Annotated in this window: 21 protein-coding genes; 16 read left to right on the forward strand and 5 right to left on the reverse strand. The window is 58.3% G+C overall.

The features are described from left to right. Positions 1 to 5: 5 nt before the first annotated feature. The 3 genes from EAO82_RS12375 to arfB are packed head-to-tail and all read left to right on the forward strand — an operon-like array spanning position 6 to position 2,334. Positions 6 to 1,169, forward strand: coding sequence for an iron-containing alcohol dehydrogenase (locus EAO82_RS12375; protein ID WP_096347726.1), 1,164 nt, complete (start codon positions 6 to 8; stop codon positions 1,167 to 1,169). A gap of 28 nt (positions 1,170 to 1,197) precedes the next feature. Continuing rightward, positions 1,198 to 1,911: a glutamine amidotransferase-related protein gene (locus tag EAO82_RS12380; RefSeq protein WP_096347725.1), complete on the forward strand. Its 714-nt coding sequence runs from the start codon at positions 1,198 to 1,200 to the stop codon at positions 1,909 to 1,911. Between the two features lie 9 nt (positions 1,912 to 1,920). Continuing rightward, entirely contained in the window at positions 1,921 to 2,334 is a 414-nt protein-coding gene (gene arfB, locus EAO82_RS12385) for an alternative ribosome rescue aminoacyl-tRNA hydrolase ArfB (protein WP_096347724.1), read from the forward strand. 345 nt (positions 2,335 to 2,679) lie between these two features. Here the strand turns inward: arfB and EAO82_RS12390 are convergent, their stop codons facing one another. Both EAO82_RS12390 and EAO82_RS12395 read right to left on the reverse strand, forming a co-directional pair. Beyond that, complete coding sequence (locus EAO82_RS12390) at positions 2,680 to 3,537, reverse strand: PA4780 family RIO1-like protein kinase (protein WP_096347723.1); 858 nt, start codon at positions 3,535 to 3,537, stop codon at positions 2,680 to 2,682. Positions 3,538 to 3,646: 109 nt separating this feature from the next. Further along, positions 3,647 to 4,687, reverse strand: coding sequence for a M14 family zinc carboxypeptidase (locus EAO82_RS12395; protein ID WP_096347722.1), 1,041 nt, complete (start codon positions 4,685 to 4,687; stop codon positions 3,647 to 3,649). 201 nt (positions 4,688 to 4,888) lie between these two features. Here EAO82_RS12395 and EAO82_RS12400 point away from each other — a divergent pair, with 201 nt between their 5' ends. The 3 genes from EAO82_RS12400 to EAO82_RS12410 are packed head-to-tail and all read left to right on the forward strand — an operon-like array spanning position 4,889 to position 7,876. Beyond that, positions 4,889 to 6,565, forward strand: coding sequence for a carbon starvation protein A (locus EAO82_RS12400; protein WP_096347721.1), 1,677 nt, complete (start codon positions 4,889 to 4,891; stop codon positions 6,563 to 6,565). Positions 6,566 to 6,568: 3 nt separating this feature from the next. Continuing rightward, positions 6,569 to 6,853 carry a cory-CC-star protein gene (locus tag EAO82_RS12405; RefSeq protein WP_096347720.1) on the forward strand — a complete coding sequence of 95 codons (285 nt, stop codon included), beginning with the start codon at positions 6,569 to 6,571 and terminating at the stop codon, positions 6,851 to 6,853. 15 nt (positions 6,854 to 6,868) lie between these two features. After that, on the forward strand, positions 6,869 to 7,876 hold the full coding sequence (locus EAO82_RS12410) for an ArsA family ATPase (protein WP_096347719.1): 1,008 nt from the start codon (positions 6,869 to 6,871) through the stop codon (positions 7,874 to 7,876). Here the strand turns inward: EAO82_RS12410 and EAO82_RS12415 are convergent. Next, positions 7,873 to 8,511 (reverse strand): TetR/AcrR family transcriptional regulator, encoded by a 639-nt coding sequence (locus EAO82_RS12415; RefSeq protein ID WP_096347718.1) that lies wholly within the window; start codon positions 8,509 to 8,511, stop codon positions 7,873 to 7,875. The two genes, EAO82_RS12410 and EAO82_RS12415, sit on opposite strands and share 4 nt — an antisense overlap. 161 nt (positions 8,512 to 8,672) lie before the next feature. Here EAO82_RS12415 and EAO82_RS12420 point away from each other — a divergent pair, with 161 nt between their 5' ends. From EAO82_RS12420 to EAO82_RS12430, 3 genes are read left to right on the forward strand one after another with little or no spacing between them, the layout of a single operon-like run. Beyond that, complete coding sequence (locus EAO82_RS12420) at positions 8,673 to 9,731, forward strand: efflux RND transporter periplasmic adaptor subunit (protein ID WP_096347717.1); 1,059 nt, start codon at positions 8,673 to 8,675, stop codon at positions 9,729 to 9,731. Then, positions 9,728 to 12,787 carry an efflux RND transporter permease subunit gene (locus EAO82_RS12425; protein ID WP_096347716.1) on the forward strand — a complete coding sequence of 1,020 codons (3,060 nt, stop codon included), beginning with the start codon at positions 9,728 to 9,730 and terminating at the stop codon, positions 12,785 to 12,787. Before EAO82_RS12420 ends, EAO82_RS12425 begins: the two co-directional genes overlap by 4 nt. A gap of 54 nt (positions 12,788 to 12,841) precedes the next feature. Continuing rightward, entirely contained in the window at positions 12,842 to 14,026 is a 1,185-nt protein-coding gene (locus tag EAO82_RS12430; protein WP_096347715.1) for a GGDEF domain-containing protein, read from the forward strand. A 2-nt stretch (positions 14,027 to 14,028) separates the two neighbouring features. On the opposite strand, the gene EAO82_RS12435 is transcribed toward EAO82_RS12430, so the two are convergent. Together EAO82_RS12435 and EAO82_RS12440 are read right to left on the reverse strand one after the other, a co-directional pair. After that, the gene (locus EAO82_RS12435) at positions 14,029 to 15,258 is read right to left on the reverse strand and encodes an ABC transporter substrate-binding protein (RefSeq protein WP_096347714.1); all 1,230 of its coding nucleotides are present in this window, start codon (positions 15,256 to 15,258) and stop codon (positions 14,029 to 14,031) included. 167 nt (positions 15,259 to 15,425) lie between these two features. Further along, positions 15,426 to 15,854, reverse strand: coding sequence for a hypothetical protein (locus EAO82_RS12440; protein ID WP_143520366.1), 429 nt, complete (start codon positions 15,852 to 15,854; stop codon positions 15,426 to 15,428). Between the two features lie 97 nt (positions 15,855 to 15,951). Here EAO82_RS12440 and EAO82_RS12445 point away from each other — a divergent pair, with 97 nt between their 5' ends. The 7 genes from EAO82_RS12445 (at position 15,952) to EAO82_RS12475 (ending at position 20,338) form a co-directional block, all read left to right on the forward strand. Then, on the forward strand, positions 15,952 to 16,476 hold the full coding sequence (locus tag EAO82_RS12445) for a thioesterase family protein (protein ID WP_096347712.1): 525 nt from the start codon (positions 15,952 to 15,954) through the stop codon (positions 16,474 to 16,476). A gap of 108 nt (positions 16,477 to 16,584) precedes the next feature. Then, positions 16,585 to 17,256 carry a glutathione S-transferase gene (locus EAO82_RS12450; protein WP_096347711.1) on the forward strand — a complete coding sequence of 224 codons (672 nt, stop codon included), beginning with the start codon at positions 16,585 to 16,587 and terminating at the stop codon, positions 17,254 to 17,256. 153 nt (positions 17,257 to 17,409) lie between these two features. After that, a complete protein-coding gene (locus tag EAO82_RS12455) occupies positions 17,410 to 17,958 on the forward strand; it encodes a hypothetical protein (protein WP_096347710.1) in 549 nt (182 codons plus the stop codon). Between the two features lies 1 nt (position 17,959). Continuing rightward, the gene (locus EAO82_RS12460; RefSeq protein WP_096347709.1) at positions 17,960 to 18,304 is read left to right on the forward strand and encodes a winged helix-turn-helix domain-containing protein; all 345 of its coding nucleotides are present in this window, start codon (positions 17,960 to 17,962) and stop codon (positions 18,302 to 18,304) included. Between the two features lie 11 nt (positions 18,305 to 18,315). After that, a complete protein-coding gene (locus EAO82_RS12465) occupies positions 18,316 to 19,182 on the forward strand; it encodes a MotA/TolQ/ExbB proton channel family protein (RefSeq protein WP_096347708.1) in 867 nt (288 codons plus the stop codon). Positions 19,183 to 19,184: 2 nt separating this feature from the next. Then, positions 19,185 to 19,619: a TonB system transport protein ExbD gene (gene exbD, locus EAO82_RS12470; protein WP_410402948.1), complete on the forward strand. Its 435-nt coding sequence runs from the start codon at positions 19,185 to 19,187 to the stop codon at positions 19,617 to 19,619. Continuing rightward, positions 19,619 to 20,338, forward strand: a complete 720-nt coding sequence (locus tag EAO82_RS12475; RefSeq protein ID WP_143520365.1) for a TonB family protein — start codon at positions 19,619 to 19,621, stop codon at positions 20,336 to 20,338. The genes exbD and EAO82_RS12475 overlap by 1 nt, the downstream gene beginning before the upstream one ends. Positions 20,339 to 20,352 lie beyond the last annotated feature (14 nt).

The following is a 20,352-nucleotide window of genomic DNA, read 5'->3' on the forward strand; positions in this document are numbered from 1 at the left end:
TGAGCATGCAGGCGTATCGCATGAACTGGAACTATCCGACGTCGGTACGGGTTGGGGCAGGGCGAATCGCTGAGCTGGCCGATGCCTGCAAACAGTTGGGCATGCAGGCGCCGTTGTTGGTGACCGACCCCGGTTTGGCCGCCTTGCCGATTATCGACAGCGCGCTGAAGCAATGCCGCGATGCCGGTTTGAACGCTGATGTGTTTTCCTCTATCAAGGGCAACCCGACCGGGCAGAACGTGATGGACGGCGTTGTCGTGTACCGCGTGGGTCATCACGATGGTGTTATCGCCTTTGGTGGTGGCTCGGCTTTGGACGCGGCCAAGGCGATAGCCTTGATGGCCGGACAGGATCGACCGCTGTGGGATTTCGAGGATATTGGCGATAACCATCTGCGCGTCAATGTCGCGGGAATGGCCCCCGTTGTGGCAGTACCGACTACAGCGGGTACGGGTTCTGAAGTGGGTCGTGCGTCGGTGATCACCGATGGCGAAGCGCATATCAAACGCATCATCTTTCATGCACGCATGTTGCCGGCGCTGGTGATCCTTGATCCGGAATTGACGGTGGGTCTGCCACCGCGTATTACTGCAGCGACCGGCATGGACGCCTTGTCGCACAATCTCGAAGCTTACTGCTCGCCGGTATTTCACCCAATGGCTGAAGGTATCGCGCTGGAGGGCATGCGCCTGGTCAAGGAGTATCTGCCCAGAGCGACCGCCCAGGGCGACGATCTGGAGGCGCGGTTGGAAATGCTCGTGGCATCGAGCATGGGTGCGACGGCCTTCCAGCGTGGACTGGGTGGCATGCATGCACTCGCGCATCCGCTGGGCGCGCTCTACGACGCGCATCACGGCACCTTGAACGCGATTCTGATGCCGTATGTTCTGCAGGCCAACCGCAGCAGCATAGAGCCACAGATGGAGCGTCTTGGGCGCTATCTTGATTTGCCGCGACATGATTTCACCGGCGTGCTGGACTGGGTTCTGGAGCTGCGCAGCGAGCTGGACATTGCGCATAATCTGGCCGAGATCGGTATCGATGACTTGCAGATCGAGCGGGTAGGGCAGATGGCGGTAGAAGATGCCACTGCGGGCACCAACCCGATTCAGTTTGATGCCGGCCAGTACAGTGCTATTTTTACCCGAGCGTTGCACGGGCAACTCTAGACTCACTGTTTGAATGAAAGGGCGGGTTATGAAAATCGGGCTGCTGCAATGTGATGATGTAATGGAAAGCCTGCAGGTCGCGCATGGCAATTACCCTGAGATGTTCAACGAACTGCTGTTGACGCGTCACCCCGACGCTCAGATTCGTGTGTATCGCTGCATGGACGGCGAGTTACCGCAGGATCTTGACGAATGCGATGCGTATATCACCAGCGGCAGTAAATTCGGCGTCAATGATGGTTTGCCGTGGATTGATGCATTGCAGGAGTGTATTGCGCGCATGTGGGAGCAAGGCACACCGCTGGTGGGCGTCTGTTTCGGCCATCAACTGATGGCCAAGGCATTGGGCGGCGAAGTGATCAAGTCGCCCAAGGGCTGGGGCGTGGGTATGTCGTTCAACCAGGTGCTGGTGCGCAAAAGCTGGATGAAACCCTGGCAGGACAAGCTCGACCTGGTCGTTAGCCATCAGGATCAGGTCAGCCTGCTACCGCCGCAAGCCGAGATTCTTGCCAGTAGTGAGTTCTGCCGCTATTACCTGGTGCAGTACGGCCAGCATTTCATGAGCGTGCAAGGGCATCCGGAGTTCTGCAAAGACTATTCCCGGGATTTGATGGACGCGCGTCGCGGTGTAATTGCCCATGCCCGTTTGCGTGAGGGCCAGGCCTCGTTGTCTGCGGAAGTAGACGCGCCGGTGATGAGCAGCTGGATTATCAACTTTATGCAGGAAGCGCTCGCAGGTTAAACTGCGGGCATGATCAAGCTATCCAACAATGTCGAGCTGGGCGATTGGGAGGTGGAGATATCCGCCATCCGCTCCCAGGGTGCGGGCGGACAGAACGTCAACAAGGTCTCCAGCGCCATCCATCTCAGGTTCGATATCAATACCTCAAGCCTGCCGCCGTTCTATAAGGAGCGGCTGTTGGCGCTGTCTGACCAGCGCATCAGCAAGGACGGCGTGATCATCATCAAGGCGCAGTCCTATCGCAACCAGGAGCAGAACCGCGAAGACGCCATTCGGCGTCTGCAGGAATTGATCAACGGCGCCGTAGTAGTACAAAAACGCCGCCGCCCGACCAAACCCACCAAAGGCTCACAAACCCGGCGCATGGACAGCAAGACCAAACGTGGCCAGGCCAAGTCTTTGCGGGGTAGGGTGGATATCTGAGCTACCTTTGTTGCCTGCCAATCAGCTCGAATGGATTCCCGCCTGCGCGGGAATGACGGCGTGGGTTGGGGATGTCGAAGTTAGGCTGGGAGGCGGTGTACTCGCGCTCGGAAAGGGGGCGTGGGTTCAGGTGTGGGGCGTGCGGAGAGCGCGTAAAGTTAACGCTGCCCCACCGTCATCCCCGCGAAGGCGGGGATCCAAGCGGTGGTATGCTTCGCCTGGGTGGTGAGTGTGTACTGCAAATCCGTTTGGATTCCCGCTTTCGCGGGAATGACGGGGTGGCTGGAGGCCATCGAGGCAGTCCTGGAATAGGGCTGAGGCGCGATCAAGGCCGAGGCTTTGAAATCAGTCCTCCTCCTCAGCCTCGCGCAAGCGTTCCTGGCGGGCCCGTTCCTCAGCCATGACCGCCTTGATCTCTTCCACCACCGAATCTACATCGGCCGCAACGTCGCTCTCTTCAAAGTAGCCGGTCAGTTCGGTCTCAGGCGTCAGTTCGCCGTCTTCATACAGCGCCCACATTTCCTTCGCGTAGCGCGTTTGCAACAGCTCTGGAGCATATTGGCCGTAGTATTCGGTCATGTTGTTGACGTCACGGTCCAACATGGAGCGGGCATTGTTATTGGCGGCGGCGTCCACGGCCTGGGGCAGGTCGATGATGACCGGGCCGTAGGCGTCGACCAACACATTGAATTCAGACAGGTCGCCATGCACGAGACCGGCACAGAGCATCAGCTTGACGTAATGCATCACGGTCGCATGGTCTTCGATAGCCTGCTCGGCATCCATGGACACATCATTCAAACGTGGGGCTACGCCGCCTTCGTCGTCGGTGACCAGTTCCATCAGCAGCACGCCCTCAAAACACCCATAGGGCTTAGGCACGCGAACACCGGCAGCATCCAGACGGTAGAGCGCATCTACTTCCGCGTTTTGCCAGGCTTCTTCCTGCTGATTGCGACCAAATTTCGAGCCCTTTTCCATCGCTCGCGAGCGACGAGTATTTCTGACCTTGCGGCCTTCCTGGTAGAGCACGGCCTGTTTGAAGCTGCGCTTGGCTGCTTCCTTATAGACCTTCGCGCAGCGGATCTCCGAACCGCAGCGCACCAGAAAGACAGCCGCTTCCTTGCCGCTCATCAGCGGGCGGATGACTTCATCGATCAGGCCATCTTCGACCAGGGGTTCCAAGCGTTTTGGGATTTTCATAGCGCCCTTATACCGCAAAACGGGGTGCGTTGGGTAATCTGCTGCGGGGTTTTTATGTTGAAAAACAGAACCTCAGCGGCTTTGCTATTAGCAACTTATCAGCAGATCATCATTTCGCAAACCATTCCTCGATAGCCGCTTGAGTCAAAGCCGGGCGCTGTGCTGGTTTGGGGGTCCAATTTCGCCAGGCTTGAGTGGCATTCATCAGAAACTCGAACAGCGGCAGGTGCTGACGCAGCACCCGACGCTTGCGATGGTCGATTATCGGATTGAAATAGCCGAAATAATCGAACATCTGCCGCGGGTTCTTTCTGATCCAGAGCCAGGAGCCCATTTCCAGTGTGAACGGCAGGAAAATATTGTTCGGATAGTCGTCCACTGACTCGTCATAGAGGAAGTCCCACAGGTCCCCATGGGTGGTGTAATTGATCGATTGGGGTTCGATGATATAAGGATGGTGATTCGGATAGGCGTTTTGATACAGCCGCTTCAGCGCCAGTACCTCGGCGATGTTGTGCATCGGCTTGTGCGTGCGCGCATAGCTGCACCATAAGCGATCCTGCCGCCCGAACCCACTGTGGCAATCCACGCTGAGGGAAAAAGGCGCATTGAGCAGACGTTTGCGTACCGTCTCCACCAGCGCGGCTGCCTCCGCTTCCATCGGATCATCACGCTTGCCGCGGTACCAAGGCAAGCGCGGGCTTATGCGGTGGCCACTGACCAGCCAGGGCACCGGGCCCATGGCGTCAATCGGCGCGTTGCGCATCAGGTCCACGCCGTTAAGGTTGCTGCGCCGGTGCTGCCAGATGCCGCCCGGATTGATCATGGGCATAAATACCAGACGCACGCGCTCAAGCTGGTGGCGCAGTTGCTCGTCCCAGTCCAGGCGATGAATCAGGCTGTGCATCCAGGACAACAGTACTTGAGTACCAATGCGCTCGACGCCATGTACGCCGCCGAAGAAACCGATCACTGGCGCCTGCTCCGAACGAGTTCCTAGCTCTATTACTCGCACGGGAATCTCGATCTTGTCGATGGTTACCGTGTGCACGGTCTGGCAGCGCAGGTGCCGGGAGCCCTGTTCCAGCAGACGGTCCAACTGTATGTGTTCGGGCAGGTGACGCTGAATCAATTGCTGGATTTCTGGCATGCCAAGGCTTCGCAAGTGGATCTATGACAGAACGGTGACATGAGCGTATTGCAGTTGGATGACAGGCGGAGCAGGGCGAGTGTATCCACGGACATCAAATGAAAAGCGGGTCAACAATAAGACCTTGGTCTATATTGATCCCAGGCGGCTCACGCTGGATGCTGACCCATTAAACAAAAATAGAACAATCAGGAGCCTTACATGAGTGCCGTAATCTTGCTCTTCGTAGGTCTTGGCATGATGGCGTTGGGGTACTTTGTTTACTCCAAGTTCATTGCCGAAAAGATCTTCAAGCTTGACCCGGACTTCCGTACACCCGCCCACGAATTTGAAGATGGTGTGGACTTTGTACCCACCAACAAGTTCGTTCTCTGGGGCCACCATTTTACCTCCGTTGCGGGCGCTGCGCCCATCGTTGGGCCGGCTATTGCGGTGATCTGGGGCTGGGCTCCGGCGTTTGCCTGGGTAGTGCTGGGCACCATGTTCTTTGCCGGTATCCATGACGCCGGCGCCATCTGGGCCAGCGTGCGCAACCGGGCCAAGTCGGTCGGCTCGCTGACCGGTGACGTCGTCGGCAAGCGTGCCCGTAGCATCTTTATGATCGTTATCTTCCTGGTGCTGTTGATGGTCAACGCTGTGTTTGCGGTGGTGATCGCGCGCCTGATGATGACCTTCCCGACCGCGGTAGTGCCGGTCTGGGGCGCGATTTTCGTTGCGCTGATCATTGGTCAACTGATCTATCGTCGCATCATGACCTTGCCGGTGGTGTCGATCCTGGGCGTGATCGCGCTGTATGCGCTGATCTTCATGGGTCCCTCGATGCCGATTCAGATGCCAGCAGAAGTCATGCCTGGTGTTTCAGGCAATGCCGCCTGGATTCTGTTGCTGTTCCTCTATGCCGCGATCGCCTCGGTACTGCCGGTATGGATGCTGTTGCAGCCGCGTGACTACATCAACGGCCTGCAGCTCTTTATTGGCTTGCTGATCCTGTATGGCGCCATTGTGGTCCTGAATCCGACAATGATCGCGCCGATGTTTAACGTCGATGTGCCGGCAGGTACGCCGTCCCTTGTGCCCTTGCTGTTCGTTACCATTGCCTGCGGCGCCATTTCCGGCTTCCACGGTCTGGTTGCGTCTGGTACCACCTCCAAGCAGTTGAACCGTGAAACCGATATTCGCTTTGTCGGCTTCTTCGGCGCAATCGGTGAGGGTGGTCTGGCCCTGGCAGCCATTCTGGTGGCTACCGCCGGTTTTGCCAGCCTGGCGGATTGGCAGGCCATGTACAGCGCGTTCGGTCAGGGCGGCGTAACTGCCTTCGTTGAAGGTGGTGCGTATATCATCCATAACGGTCTGGGCCTGCCTCAGGTAACTGCAGCGACCCTGTTGACGGTCATGGCGGCGTTGTTCGCCGGCACCACCATGGATACCGGCCTGCGTCTGCAGCGCTACATATTCCAGGAGTGGGGCGAGATCTATAATCAGGAATGGATGAAAAAGCCGCTGCCGGCCACCCTGCTTGCGGTTGGTACCTGCCTGCTGCTGGCGTTTGGCGCCGGTGGCGCTGATGGCTCGGGCGGCATGATCATCTGGCCATTGTTTGGTACTACCAACCAGTTACTCGCGGGCCTGACGCTGCTGGTGATCACTGTGATGCTCGTGCACTTGCGCCGGCCCATGTGGTACACACTGGCGCCACTGTGCTTCCTGTTGGTGATGACGGTAACCGCGTTGATTTTCCAACTGCGCACTTTCTACGAGCAGCAGAACTGGTTCCTCCTGGGGCTGGATCTGGTAGTGCTGGTAGCCGCTATACTGGTAGCCATGGAGTGTGCCGCTGCGCTCAAGCGGCACCGCGCGCAGGTGGCTGCGGAGGACTAAAGCATGACGCAGGGTAACCCCCCGTCAGGAAAAGGAGCCTGGCTTAGCCAGGCTCGCTTCTTTCTCGAAGAGGCCTACAGCGCCCGTTACCGTGGCGCTATCGCTCGCGCGCGGCGTGACGAGGATGACCTGTTCATGCTGTTGGTTTTCGCTGAAATGATGGGGCTGCCGAATCCGGCCGCCTATTACACTCTCGAGCTCCAGCCGTTGTTGCTGGAGCGCTTCCACCAATGGCACCTGCGCATGGGCATGGAGCGTTCGCCGCTCGACCATTGCCGCTGCTGCTGAATCTCAAGGCCAATCATGTTTGATCTGTTGCAACGCCGCCTGATCTGGGTAGGCGGAAAAGGTGGCGTGGGCAAAACCACGGTTTCGGCGGCGCTGGCTGTACTGGCTGCCAGCAGGGGACAGCGTTGCCTGGTGGTGTCCACCGATCCGGCGCACAGTCTGGGTGATGTGTTTGCCCGTGAGCTGGATGATACGCCAAGACGTCTTTTACCTAACCTGGACGCGATGGAGATTGATCCGGACATCGAGGTGGAGGCCCATCTCAAGCGTGTTACCGAGCAGATGCGCAGGTTTGCAGCGCCGGAAATGATGAAGGAGCTGCAGCGGCAAATGCAGTTGACGCGGCAGTCGCCCGGCACTCAGGAGGCGGCGTTGCTGGAGCGTATTGCACGGCTGATCAACGACCCTGACAGCCCCTATGACCAGATCATCTTTGATACCGCGCCCACCGGGCATACGCTGCGACTGTTGACCTTGCCGGAAGCCATGGCCGCCTGGACTGATGGTCTGCTGACGCACAATCGCAAATCCGAAGAACTGGCCAAGGTTCTCAAGCACCTGACTCCGAAGAGCGGCCGCGACGTCGCTACGCCCTTTGACGACCCGGCCGAGAATACCTTGAGTGATCTGGACGAGCGCACCAAGGATATTGCTCAGACCCTGCTTAAACGTCGGCGGCTGTTCATGCAGGCGCGCCGGCATCTTGAGGACCCTAAGGTCAGTGGCTTTCTGTTCGTTTTGACGCCGGAACGGTTACCGATTCTGGAAACCGTACGCGCGGTCGCGACCCTCAAATCAGTCGGCATACCGGTGGTTGCGACCCTGGTAAACCGGGTTATACCGGAGGAGGCCGATGGGGAGTTCTTGCGCCGGCGGCGAGAACAGGAGGCTAGCTGGCTGGAGCGTATCGATCAGGAACTGGGGCATTTGCCGCGCCCGCGCTTACCCTGGCTGGAAACCGACGTGCAAGGCGTTGAAACGCTGGAGCTGATCGCTGGCAAGCTGGCTGAGGCGGGCTTTTAACCCGACCAGTTGAGCCCGCGCAGCAGCAGATCCACTGCCGATTCCACTCGATAACGCTTTTCAGCGGCGTCGGGCAGTGGCCGACCATTCATCCACAAACCACTCACCAGGCTACCTTTCCACATGCCAATCAGCTGTTCGGCAGTGAGTAGCGGATCTTTCAGTTCTATACGGCCGCGTTCATGCGCGGCACTCAGGCAGGTCGCTGCACGAATGACAAAGGCCTGCGGGCCATCGCGATAGATCCACTGCCCGTGCTCGGCCTGCCGCGCGCCATGCGCGATCACGGTGCGCATGATGCGCACACCCTGTTCACTGGTGAGAAAGTCCAGCAGTTGCGTGCCGAGAATGATCAACTGCTCGCGCAGGCCGCCGGCACATTCCTCTATTTCCGGCAAGTTACCCAGCATGTTCCGATGCAGGCGCGTCAAGACCGCTTGCAGCAGGGCTTCGGCATTGTCGAAGTGGCGGTAAATAGTGCCTTTGGACACGTCAGCCCGCCGAGCAACCCCTTCAATGGTGAAGTGCATATCGCCCTCGGCGAAGCTGTCGAGCACTGCATCCAGAATGCGATCGAGCTTCTCGGGGTCAACGGGTCTACCGGGGCCGGCAGCGGCCAGCGGTCTTTCGTCCATCTTGGTTACCTGTGTTGGCTACCTGCATGCGGCATTTGATTGATCTGAGTGTATTCACCACGCAGATATTTTGCCCGCCGAGTATTTACTGAACGGACGCGTTCTGTAAATATGCGGGCACGAGATATTCGAATACACCCTTTCATAAAGGTTAACAGGCCATGCGGGTTTTATCCCTTGCGTCCTTGGCGTTATTTATCCTGGCTGGCTGCGGAGCTGAGCCTGAGAACGCAAAATCCGTCGAGAGTTCGGCGCTGAAGGTGCGAACGGCCGTTATTGAATCGGCAGAGCAACATACCTGGACGCTCAGCGGCACGGTACAGCCACGCAACGAAGCCGAATTGGGGTTTCGTCTGGCAGGCCAGATAAACGAACGTCTGGTGCATACCGGTGAGCACGTAGAGGCGGGAGACGTATTGTTGCGCCTGGACCCGGCGGACATCCGTCAGCAGCTTTCCGCCGCTCAGGCGGACGTGGAGTCCGCGCGAGTGCAGGCCAACAACGCCGAAGCCAATCGCAAGCGCCTGGATACGCTGCGCGCCCGCGACCTGATTCCCGAGCAAACCTATGAAGATGCCCGCGCCGCAGCCAGTGCCGCCAGCGAAAGCGTCAAGGCAGCACAGGCCCAGCTTGCCCAGGCGCGCAGCGCGAGTGGCTATGTGGAACTCAAGGCGCCCGCCAGCGGCATACTCCTGACGGTCAGCGGCGAAGTAGGGCAGGTGGTGTCCGCGGGTACGCCGGTGGCCACGTTGGCGTATGACGGTCCACGCGATGTTGAAGTCTACGTACCCGAGCGCCGCCGGGATGAGTTGCCGCAGACGGCAAGGGTGCAGTTGTACGCTGGGGATGTTCAGGCTGATGCAAGCTTGCGCGAGATATCCGGCTCTGCAGATCCCTTGACCCGCAGCTGGCGGGCCCGCTTCGCGATCGAAGACGACCCCGAAGCCTGGTCACTGGGCAGCAGCGTCACCCTTGAGCTGGTTCAGGAGTTGAATGGACAAGCGTTGCAAAGGATTCCGGTCGGCGCTTTGATCGATCCGGGGCAGGGTATGGGGGTATGGGTGGTGGATAACGGCCAGGTACAGTTCCACCCGGTGAAACTGGTGCGCATGGACACTGAGCAGGCGTATATCCACAGTGAAATGCCAGCCGGGACCCAGATTATCGCGCTCGGGGCCCACCTGCTGGAGGCCGGGCAGGCGGTTGAGGTTCTGCCATGAGCCACGACCCGTTGCGCTTCAATCTCTCGGCGCACGCGGTCAGGGAGAAATCGGTCACCCTGTTTTTTCTGTTGATTGTGGCGCTGGCGGGGATTTACTCGTTCTTTGCGCTGGGCCGGGCCGAGGATCCGCAGTTCTCCGTACGGGCCATGGTCGTATCGGTCAACTGGCCTGGCGCCAGTGCCGAACAGATGCAGCAACAGGTCGCTGACCCGCTAGAAAAGCGCATCATGGAAGTCGCCTATTTCGACAAGATAGAAACCACCGCCCGTCCTGGCCTGGTGACCATGCAGGTGACCTTCGAGGATTTCACGCCTTCGCAGGAGTTGCCGCAGCTGTTCTATGAAGTGCGCAAACGCATGCAGGACGAAGCGCCACGGCTGCCGCCGGGCGTTCAGGGCCCGTTCGTCAATGATGACTTTTCTGATGTGTATTTTTCCCTGTACTCGCTGACTGCGCCGGGTATGCCGCAGCGCCAACTGGTGCGCGAAGCCGAAGCCCTGCGCAATAGTTTCAACCGCGTCGAGGGCGTGCAAAAGGTCAGAATTATCGGCGAGCAGTCAGAGCGGGTATTCGTCGATCTGGACGCCTATCGCATGGCACAGTTGGGCTTGTCGCTGGAACAGATCGCCGATGCGCTGGAAGCCTACAACCGGCTGTTGCCCGCCGGCCTGATCGAAACCCAGGGCAGCCGCTTGTATTGGCGCATCGATGCCGATCTCGCTGACCTGGATGCCATCCGTGACGTGCCCTTGCGCGTCGGCGACCGCTTGATCCGCTTGGGCGATGTGGCTGAAGTGTTGCGCGGTTACGAGGATCCGCCAAGCTATATGGTTCGGGCCTTCGGTGAGGATGCGCTACTGCTCGGCGTGGTCCTGCGCAAGGGTGAGAATGGCCTGGATGTGGGTGAGCATCTGTCTGACACCTATCATCAACTGGCCGACTCGATGCCGCTGGGAATGGAGCTGCGCCAGGTCACCAACCAGCGCGAAGCCATCACCCGCGCCGTTGAGCTGTTCCAGATCAAGTTTCTGATCGCGGTGTTGGTGGTCATGCTGGTGAGCTTCGTCAGTCTTGGGCTACGACCTGGACTGATCGTCGGCATCGCAGTACCGCTGACGCTGGGCATTACCTTTTTGTTGATGCTGATGCGCGGGATGAACCTGGATCGCATCACCCTGGGGGCGCTGATCATTGCCCTGGGTCTGTTGGTAGACGATGCGATCATTGCCATCGAGATGATGCTGGTCAAGATGGAGGAGGGCTGGGACAAGGTCAGAGCTGCCGCGCACGCCTGGACAGTGACGGCGGCGCCGATGCTCTCCGGCACCCTGGTGACGGTGATCGGTTTTGTCCCCATCGGCTTTGCCAAATCCGGCGTCGGGGAATATACCGGCAATATTTTCTGGGTCCTGGCCTTCGCGCTGCTGGCCTCCTGGTTCGTGGCTGTGGTGTTTACCCCCTGGCTCGGTGTGGCGCTGCTGAAAGAAGTGAAAACGCCGCACACCGACCATGCACAGACTTACAATACGCGCGGTTATCAGCGCTTCCGCCGGCTTATCGCAAGCTGCGTGCGCTATCGCAAGAGCGTGGTGCTGGCGACGGTGGGCCTGTTCGTCCTGGCGATCGTGGGCATGGGCGCTGTGGTGCAGAAACAGTTTTTCCCCTCCTCGGACCGGCCTGAAGTGCTGATCGAGGTGTTCATGCCTGAAGGCAGTAGCATCAGCGCGACTGATGCCGTGGCTCGCCGCCTGGAAGCGGCTCTCAAGGGAAATGAGGAGGTGGTGTCATTGTCCACCTATGTCGGCGCCGGCGCGCCGCGGTTTTTCCTTTCGCTGAATCCCGAGCAACCCAACCCCGGGTTTGCCAAGCTGGTGGCGATTGCCCGTGACGATGCAGGACGCGATCAACTGATCCGTATCATGCGCGAACGGGTAGCTGCTGGCGAGTTCCCAGAAGCGCGTGTGCGGGTGCATCAACTGGTGTTTGGTCCGCCGGTGGTCTGGCCGGTCAGCTTCCGGGTCATGGGTCCAGATATCGATGTGCTCAGAGGCTTGGCAGACCAGGTGCGGCAGATCATGGCCGAGCACCCGGCGGTGTTCAATGCCAATCTGGACTGGTCGGAGCGGGTGCCTGTCGCACGCCTGAAGCTGGATAACGAACGCCTGCGCTCGATTGGTTTGACACCCCGCGAACTCTCTCGGCAATTGCAGTTTCAATGGGGCGGCATGCCCGCCACCGTATTGCGCGAGGATATACGTAGCGTGCAACTGGTCATGCGCGGCGTGCCAGAGGGCATCAAGGACTTTGCTGATCTACCCCTGCGTACCGCTGACGGGCGCAATATCACACTGCAGCAGGCTGGCCTGATCGAGATGGTCAGCGAGGACCCGGTACTTAAACGCTACAACCGCGAGCCCTTTATTACCGTTCAGGGCGATGTGCGCGGCGCGCAACCACCGGATGTGACCTGGGCGCTGTGGGAGCAGTTGGACGAGCTGCGGGAGCAGCTGCCGGCAGGCTACCATCTGGAGGTCGGTGGCTCCGTTGAACAGTCCGCCAAAGGCCAGGCTTCGATCAAGAAGGTACAGCCCATCATGATCGGCTTGATGATGATCATCATCATGCTGCAGATGCGCAGCTTCTCGGGCACTTTCATGGTGCTGGCGACCGCGCCTTTGGGTGTCATTGGCGCGACGTTGGCGTTGATTATCGGAAATCAGCCGTTCGGCTTTGTAGCCCTGCTCGGACTGACCGGGCTGGCGGGCATCCTGATGCGCAATACGCTGATTCTAACCATGCAGATCGACGATAACCTGGCCAGTGGCATGGATAAGTTCAATGCCTTGGTAGAAGCCACGGTCCAGCGCACGCGCCCGGTATTGTTAACCGCTCTTGCCGCGGCTCTGGCCTTCGTGCCGCTCGCTCATGACGCCTTCTGGGGGCCCATGGCTTACGTATTGATCGGCGGTACGCTGGTTGGGACATTGATCACGCTTTTGTTCCTTCCAGCGCTCTATGCCCTGTGGTTCAGGGTCAAGCCGGCTGGCCAGTAATTCCGCTATACTCTATCCTGAGCACATGGAAAATCCGGAGTTGAGTGAAAAGGAATGCTGGACGTAAAAACCCTGATGCTGGTGCTAGCTTTCACCACGGCCTTGTCGGTGGCAGGGTTGGCGGTGGCGGCGGCACTTAATCGTCAGGTCAGAGCGATCCGCTATTGGACGTTGGGTTTGGCCGTGTTTGTCGCCGGTCTGGTACTGCAGGTGGCCAGCCCGCCACTGCCTCTGTGGATCAGTGCAGCTGTTATCACCCAAGCTTATTTTGTGCTCTGGTGGGGTAGCCGTCTCTACCGTGGCGGCAATGAGTTCTGGGGTTTCACCAAAGTCATGCTGGCCATCCTGTTAGTCCAGGGTCTGGCGTTCTTCCTGCTGCGCGATTCGTTTCGCTACAGCACTATGCTGCACAGCGCCATTGTGGTCGGGCTCAGTATTCTGACGATACGGGAGTTACGGCTGCTGGCGGGCTTTCAACGTTCATTATTCTGGCTCTGGACGCTGTTGTGGTCGGTACATGGGTTGATCTACCTGAGGCGCTTTTTCCTGTACCTGCTGGATAACGCCTATACCGGTGCCGGCAGCTTTCAAGCCGCGGCCGAGATCGAGTCGCTGAACTATATGGAGGGGATAGCCTTTGTTTACGGCTTCACCTTGCTGTGCATAGTACTGACCACGCGCAGCCTCCAGGATGCCCTGCGGCTGCAGGCGGCAATAGATCCGTTAACCGGACTGTTCAACCGTCGCGCGTTTGAAGAGTCGGCGATCAGAATGTTGGTGGCAGGCCAGCGCAACGGGCGGCCTGTATCTTTGTTGCTGATGGATCTGGATCACTTCAAAGCGATCAACGACGATCACGGTCACAAGGCCGGTGACGGCGTATTGGTTAAATTCGCCCAGCATCTGGTAGACCATACCCGGGTGCCGGACCTGATCTGCCGGTTTGGCGGGGAGGAGTTCGTTGTGCTGCTTCCCGATACCAGCCAGGAGCAGGCGAGGACACTGGCCGAGCGCATTCGCTCCGAGTGGGAAAAGGTGGCTATCCAGAGCAGCCGCGGTGATTTCCGAGCGACTGTCTCCATCGGTCTGGCTGAAGCCACCCTGGATGAGCGGGAAAATCTCTACGACCTTGCTGACCGCGCTGATCAGGCGCTGTATGCGGCCAAGCAGCAGGGCCGCAACCGCATCCTCAGCTGGGAGCGCGGCTTGCGTCTGGCAGCGGTAGAGCCGGTGCTCTGATTTTAGCGTAACTGCTCGGGTTGGTTATGGGCTCGCCGTTCGGCAATCCATTGCTCTCTGCTCATCGCTGCCTGTTCGCCGGGCATCGCCGCCAATAGCTCGAAGTAGTCCTGCCGGAGCGGGTCGAGCATGACCTGGGAGCGCGGCTTTATTCTCACTGCGTATACGGTCTGCACGTTCTGGTGATCAAAGGCGCGCCAGCTCTGTGCGTCTTTGAGCAATTGGTATTCATGCCCCTCCAGCGCAATGATCAGCCTTTCGGTATCCAGACTCCCGGTCCGCGCGACCGCGTCGGCCCATTGGTAGACGATGCTGTACGCCGAGGCGGCTGAGGTAGAGGGATAGGTCTGGTAAAGCTCGACAAACCGCTCCACGAAAGCCTGCCCGCGCGCATGGTTGTATACGTAGGGCACATTCCAGGTCCAGGCGGATGCGCCCAGCACACCTTCCATCAATGCCGGACCAGCCTGCTCGACCATACTCAAGGTGAGGTTAGGGACAACGATCTGGGTAGTTTTGGTCAGACCCATTTGGTGGGCCATGCGCATACCCTTAACCATCTGATCACCGAACAGCACCAATACCAGCACCTCCGGCTTGGCGTCGAGCGCCGCCTGCATGGCCACACGCAGATCTTTCTGCATGGATCCGGGGAAAGGGATCAATGTGCGGCCATGCTCGCTGACGTCATCAGTACCAGTAAAGTGGCGCATCGATTGCTCGGTCGTGTGGCCCCAGGTGTAGTCTGCCGTGACGTAGAAATAGCGGGTATCTGGCATCTGTTCATTCAACTGCTGCCCCAGCACCCGCGACGCCATCCAGGCGTTATAGCTCTCGCGAAACATGTAGCGATGAGCGTCTTTGCCGGTGGTGTCGTTGGAATAGGTAAGGGTACCGAAATACAGCAGTCCGAGGTCGCGTGCGCGCTTCCCGGCCGCCACCGCTACGGCGCTGGAGGCGCCACCAAACAGCATCTGGGCGCCTTCGGCAGCCAGTTCATTAACGTTGCTTACCGCTTGAGCGGGTTTGGATGCGGTGTCGCGCTCAAGTATCGCCAAGGGGCGCCGCAGCACGCCGCCAGCCTGATTGATCTCATCCACCGCCATCAGCGCGCCGCGCACCTGCATCAGACCTTCTTGCTCATATTCACCCGAGCGCGGCGCGTTGAGTCCCAGCAGAATCGGGTCTGCGGCGCCCACCGGCTGGATGTTCAACAGACCGCAAAACAGCATGCCGAACAGACAATATTTCCTTGTGATGTTCACTTGGCCAGTCCTTATTTATTGTTATCGGGTTTTTTGGAATGGCCAAACGTATACATCAAGACGGGGGTGGGAGGGGATTAGCTATTGGTCGATAGTTGCCAATGGTCAGCATGCACTTCACTGCAGGTCAGCCCTCAGCGCGGTGGCGGTTCCGGCAGCAGTTGCGCGAGCTCCTCGGCATTGCGTGGCTGTACCATCCTGCCGATTACTTCGCCATCCTGATCGAGCAGCGTCAGGTCGCCGTCCCGTGTCCCATGCTGACGGGCGAACGCTCGTCCGACCGGCTGACCCTGATGAGCAATCCTGAACAGGATTGTGTCCCGGTATTGCGGCTCCACCTGGCGCATTATCTCCAACACCTCGGCACCATTGAGCAGATTAACGTCACGGGTCAGGACCAGCACCGGGCGCTCGCCGCCGACTACCGACAAATCCGTGGAGATACCCGAACGCGGCAATTGCTGCCACACCACCAATGCCATGCCGGCAATCAACAAAACCAGAAAACCGACCTTTATCCAACCGGGAATAACTCGTTTGGGTTGCTCTACAGGATCACTCATACGCATTCGCTCTCAACGACAAATACATAGTGTCTCACGGCCCCCGGTATTCGGGGTGCCGGAGAAATGTCTTTGAACATAATGAGAGGTGAATGCTATGAAATTGCGATTCCGTTTGTTGCTGTTAATGCTGACGAGCCTGTTCAGATCCAAACAGCCCATGTCCCATGTCAGCAGGCTGAAATTAAGGGTGTGGCCGGTGGACGTGGATATAAAAAAGGTCAATATCGAGCGATTTTTCGCGTTTGGCGATCTTGGCTGGGTATCGATGCTGATGGACTGGGGCATCTTCCGGCAGATTCTCACCAGCCGTTATGCACCATTCGGCAAATGTCTGTCTTTAAGTGTGAAAGGGCCTTTGTGGCTATTTCAACGTTTCGAGATTCAGACGACGATCATCTGGTGCGATCACTATTGGGTCTACGCGGAACAGCAGTTTTTGTCCAAGGGCCAAATAGTCGCTATTTCGGTCATCAAGGGCGGCGTACTGCAGGAGGGGCGTCTACTCAAGGTCAACCAGTGGATGCCTCAAGCCGAATTGGTATCAGTGCTGGGCAAGCCGGAGTTGGTAGATCTCTATCAACGCACTGAAAAGGCCATGTGGCGAGCTACGCGCGGCTAACAGCGCCAAACGGCACCGGGCCCGCCAACTGGCGGCCTCCGGTGCCGACTATGGCATTGCTATATGGCATAGTGGCGATCTTCTTTCTGTAAAGAGGCTGGGAATACCATGATTGTTGTCCACCACCTGAATAATTCACGCTCACAGCGCATCCTTTGGCTGCTTGAAGAGCTGGGTCTGGAATATGAAGTACGGCGCTATGAGCGTGACCCAGAGACTATGCTGGCACCGCCGGAACTCAAGGCGGTGCATCCGTTGGGAAAGTCACCCGTTATTACTGATGGTGATCTGACCGTCGCAGAGTCTGGCGCGATTATCGAGTACCTGGTCGAGACTTACGGCCAAGGGCATCTTGCACCCGCACGCGGCACACCCGAACGTCTGCGCTACACCTACTGGCTGCATTATGCCGAGGGCTCCGCGATGCTGCCGCTTCTACTCAAGCTGGTGTTCAACCGGGTTGAAACGGCGCCCATGCCGTTTTTTGCCAAACCCTTTGCCAGGGGCATCGCTCGGCAGGTCAAAGGCAAATTTGTTGAACCGCAGATCATTCAACATCTGAATTACATGAACAATGAGCTGGCTGCCACTGGCTGGTTTGCCGGGGCTGAATTCAGCGCTGCCGATGTGCAGATGAGTTTTCCGCTGGAGGCCGCTGCTGCGCGCGGTGGACTGGATAGACAATGGCCACATTTGATCGGCTTTCTTGAGCGCGTGCATGATCGGCCTGCCTACAAGAGAGCACTGGAGCGCGGTGGCGAGTACGGGATTATTGGCTGAAAAGCATCCGCGGGGTTGGTGGCTTATCTGCCTGACTCGTGCGGCATGTCTTGCCCGCAGAAAAAACACGCGAGCCTATTGTCTTTGTTCACTCTGTTGCATAGAGTACTTTGCTTATAAGTAATTGCATTTAATAATAACAAGAGAAGACCAATGCCCCCTTCCGCAGAAGAAGCTGCTCAGGCTTTGCGCGACATAGCGGCTATCAATGCCCGCGCTGCAGGCTTTCAGGATTATCAGGCAGAATCCAATCAGTTGATTCTGTGGGGCGGGCTGCATGTTGTCGGTTTTATTCTCACTGCTCTTTTCCCGCATCTTCTACTGTATATCTGGATTCCGCTGATTGTGCTTGGCCTCGCTGGAGGGGCCGTGTTGGCAGCGTATGCTGCGCCTTTATTGCCCGGCATCGTCTGGCGCTACCTGGTGGTGATCGGCACCATTCTGCTGTTCCATATTCTGATCAATATCATCATGTGGCCGGTGGCGGCGCAGCAAGGGACGCTGGTCGGGCCATTGCTGGTCTGCACACTCTATGTTTTCCGTGGCGTTCACCTGCGGCCGCGGTATTTCCTGATTGGGGTACTGGTCGCCACTCTCTGCCTGATCGGCTATGCCTTTTTCGTCGCCTACTTCTGGTGGTGGATGGCCTTCGCCTATGGCGGAAGTTTCGTGCTCTTTGGCCTCTGGCTGAGACCGCGTTGACATGCAAACTCCCAATGAAATCATCCACCAACCAGTGCGTCTGAAGATCATGGCGGCGCTGAATACCCTGGCGCCGAATCAGTGGCTGGAGTTCGTTGCATTGCGCGCCATTTTGGATACCACCGACGGCAACCTGGGAGCACACCTGGCCACGCTGGAAGCCGCTCATTACGTCACTATCAAAAAGGATTTCGCTGGCAAAAAGCCGCGCACACGCGTGTGCCTGAGTACGCTTGGGCGCAAGGCTTTCTCCGGTTATGTGGCTGCCCTGCATGCCATTCTGGCGATCGATTCGCTGGATGGCAGCGAAGAGGCCATCACTCACACTCCCAACAACAACCAATAATCGGGGTTTTTATGGATATGCGAACGTTAGGCTTTCAATCATCACGCTGGCAATCGCGGTTGCGCATGCTGATGTTGCTGCTGTTGATCGGGGTAACAGGACTGAGCACCAGTGTAGTTCTGGCCCAGGCGGATGAGCAGCCAGCCACTGCTGCAGACAGCGTGACCGGGGAAGCTGCGGCAGACAGGGCGGTGGCGACTTCACCGGCAGCCGAGCGCTTCGGTGTGCGCGAGATGTTCACGCAGGCGGACGTAGTGGTCAAAGCGGTGATGATCTTCCTGGTCCTGTGTTCGCTTTTAACCTGGGCGGTGCTATTTGAAAAGCTGGTGGTATTTGCCAAAGCGCGGCGTGCCAATCAGCGTTTTCTGGCGGGGTTTCGCAACAACGATCTGACGCTACTGCATGAGCAGGCTGAGCACAGCGCGATGGGCCGGATGTGGCAGGTGGCGCAGGCTGAAGTGACGCACTTCGGACGTAACCGTAGCGCCGATGCAGATCAGATAAATCGACTTCTACAACGCATGTCGCTGACTGCCAGTATTGTGCAGGAGCGAGACCTGGCACGCCTGGGCAGCATGATGGGTGTGCTGGCAACTATTGGTGCAACCGCACCTTTTATCGGTCTGTTCGGTACCGTGTGGGGCATTCTCAACAGCTTTGCCAGCATCGCCACGATGAAGTCGGCCAGTCTGGCCATCGTCGCACCGGGCATCGCTGAAGCGTTGTTGGCAACCGCGTTGGGCTTGTTTGCCGCCATCCCGGCGGTGATGATTTTCAACAAGTTCGCGCGGGACATTAACGGCTTCGTCGGTGGGCTGGACAACTTTTCGGCGGAGATGATTGCCGACGTGTCGCGCAAGCTTGATGAGGTGAAATAGCCATGGGCATCCAGTTCAATTCAGGCCCCATGGTCAAGCGACATAACTATCAGCAGAACGCGGAAATGAACATCACTCCGTTCGTCGACGTGATGCTGGTGTTGTTGATCATCTTCATGGTGGCAGCGCCACTGGCAACAGTAGATGTGCCGGTGGATCTACCTAGTAATGCGGCAACGCCAAGCCCTCCGCCAACGGATCCAGTGTATGTAAGCGTGCAGGCCGACGGCTTGCTGTTTGTTCAGGAGCAGGAAATAGCCCTCAACCAATTGCAAGCACAGATACTGGGTATCACCTCGGGTGACCTTGAAACCCGATTATTCCTGCGCGGTGACCAGGCGGTGGACTACGGCACCTTGATGCGGGTCATGAACACGTTGCAGAAGGCCGGTTACACGCGCATTAGCCTGGTTGCCTCGGAAGAGTTGGAGCCCTGATGAGCGCCCCGACAACAGGCCTCAAGTGGTCTGCGAGGCTGCTGGTTATCCTGCTTTCGGTTGTATTTCACGCTGCGCTGCTTGCTTGGCTGTTGAGTGGTCGCCTGGCTCAACCGATGCCTGAAGAAGCCGTCGTGGTTGCGGTGGATATGGTCAGTATTCCCCCACCGCCCGAGCCAGAACCAGAGCCGGAGCCCGAACCTGAGCCTGAACCAGAACCGGAACCTGAGCCCGAGCTCGAACCATCCCCTGTGGCAGAACCCGAGCCACCGCGTCGGCCGGAACCTGTGGTGGCAAAACCCGCAGCGAAACCTGCGGGCCCGCCAGTGCATGCCTTCGGCGCTAATACCCAATTCGCCGCACCACCTGCGCCACCTGCGGATGCGCCCACGCGCGGCCGAACGGCTCCGCCTGGATACGCCGACACGGTAAAAAACCGGGTTATAGCGCAGTTAAAGCGGCCAGAGGGAGCAGTGTACAAGCCGCCGCCGGGCTACAAGGGTGATCCGAACGATTTCAAGCGTCAGTGCTATATCCCCTATGAAATTACTGTGGATGCCAACGGGCGGATGCTTTCTTACCAGATCAATCGCTGCGGTGATGAGCTGCTGGACGCGGCCGCCGATCGAGCGATCCGCCAGGCCGGTCCTTTCCCGCCACCTCCCGGCGGGGGAACAGCTCAGTACACCATTTATGGCACGGCGATTTTCATCAAATAATGACAATTAATCAG

The organism is Halopseudomonas pelagia (assembly GCF_009497895.1).
In the GTDB taxonomy this organism is placed as follows: domain Bacteria; phylum Pseudomonadota; class Gammaproteobacteria; order Pseudomonadales; family Pseudomonadaceae; genus Halopseudomonas; species Halopseudomonas pelagia_A.

Bases quoted from the DNA above. Each gene is read 5' to 3' on its own strand.
- exbD (WP_410402948.1), top strand. From the start codon at position 19,185: ATGGGCATCCAGTTCAATTCAGGCCCCATGGTCAAGCGACATAACTAT.
- EAO82_RS12460 (WP_096347709.1), top strand. From the start codon at position 17,960: ATGCAAACTCCCAATGAAATCATCCACCAACCAGTGCGTCTGAAGATC.
- EAO82_RS12400 (WP_096347721.1), top strand. From the start codon at position 4,889: ATGAGTGCCGTAATCTTGCTCTTCGTAGGTCTTGGCATGATGGCGTTG.
- EAO82_RS12415 (WP_096347718.1), bottom strand. From the start codon at position 8,511: ATGGACGAAAGACCGCTGGCCGCTGCCGGCCCCGGTAGACCCGTTGAC.
- EAO82_RS12405 (WP_096347720.1), top strand. From the start codon at position 6,569: ATGACGCAGGGTAACCCCCCGTCAGGAAAAGGAGCCTGGCTTAGCCAG.
- EAO82_RS12425 (WP_096347716.1), top strand. From the start codon at position 9,728: ATGAGCCACGACCCGTTGCGCTTCAATCTCTCGGCGCACGCGGTCAGG.
- EAO82_RS12375 (WP_096347726.1), top strand. From the start codon at position 6: ATGCAGGCGTATCGCATGAACTGGAACTATCCGACGTCGGTACGGGTT.
- EAO82_RS12465 (WP_096347708.1), top strand. From the start codon at position 18,316: ATGGATATGCGAACGTTAGGCTTTCAATCATCACGCTGGCAATCGCGG.
- EAO82_RS12395 (WP_096347722.1), bottom strand. From the start codon at position 4,687: ATGCCAGAAATCCAGCAATTGATTCAGCGTCACCTGCCCGAACACATA.
- arfB (WP_096347724.1), top strand. From the start codon at position 1,921: ATGATCAAGCTATCCAACAATGTCGAGCTGGGCGATTGGGAGGTGGAG.
- EAO82_RS12445 (WP_096347712.1), top strand. From the start codon at position 15,952: ATGAAATTGCGATTCCGTTTGTTGCTGTTAATGCTGACGAGCCTGTTC.
- EAO82_RS12420 (WP_096347717.1), top strand. From the start codon at position 8,673: ATGCGGGTTTTATCCCTTGCGTCCTTGGCGTTATTTATCCTGGCTGGC.
- EAO82_RS12435 (WP_096347714.1), bottom strand. From the start codon at position 15,258: ATGCTGTTTTGCGGTCTGTTGAACATCCAGCCGGTGGGCGCCGCAGAC.
- EAO82_RS12450 (WP_096347711.1), top strand. From the start codon at position 16,585: ATGATTGTTGTCCACCACCTGAATAATTCACGCTCACAGCGCATCCTT.
- EAO82_RS12440 (WP_143520366.1), bottom strand. From the start codon at position 15,854: ATGAGTGATCCTGTAGAGCAACCCAAACGAGTTATTCCCGGTTGGATA.
- EAO82_RS12380 (WP_096347725.1), top strand. From the start codon at position 1,198: ATGAAAATCGGGCTGCTGCAATGTGATGATGTAATGGAAAGCCTGCAG.
- EAO82_RS12430 (WP_096347715.1), top strand. From the start codon at position 12,842: ATGCTGGACGTAAAAACCCTGATGCTGGTGCTAGCTTTCACCACGGCC.
- EAO82_RS12410 (WP_096347719.1), top strand. From the start codon at position 6,869: ATGTTTGATCTGTTGCAACGCCGCCTGATCTGGGTAGGCGGAAAAGGT.
- EAO82_RS12475 (WP_143520365.1), top strand. From the start codon at position 19,619: ATGAGCGCCCCGACAACAGGCCTCAAGTGGTCTGCGAGGCTGCTGGTT.
- EAO82_RS12390 (WP_096347723.1), bottom strand. From the start codon at position 3,537: ATGAAAATCCCAAAACGCTTGGAACCCCTGGTCGAAGATGGCCTGATC.
- EAO82_RS12455 (WP_096347710.1), top strand. From the start codon at position 17,410: ATGCCCCCTTCCGCAGAAGAAGCTGCTCAGGCTTTGCGCGACATAGCG.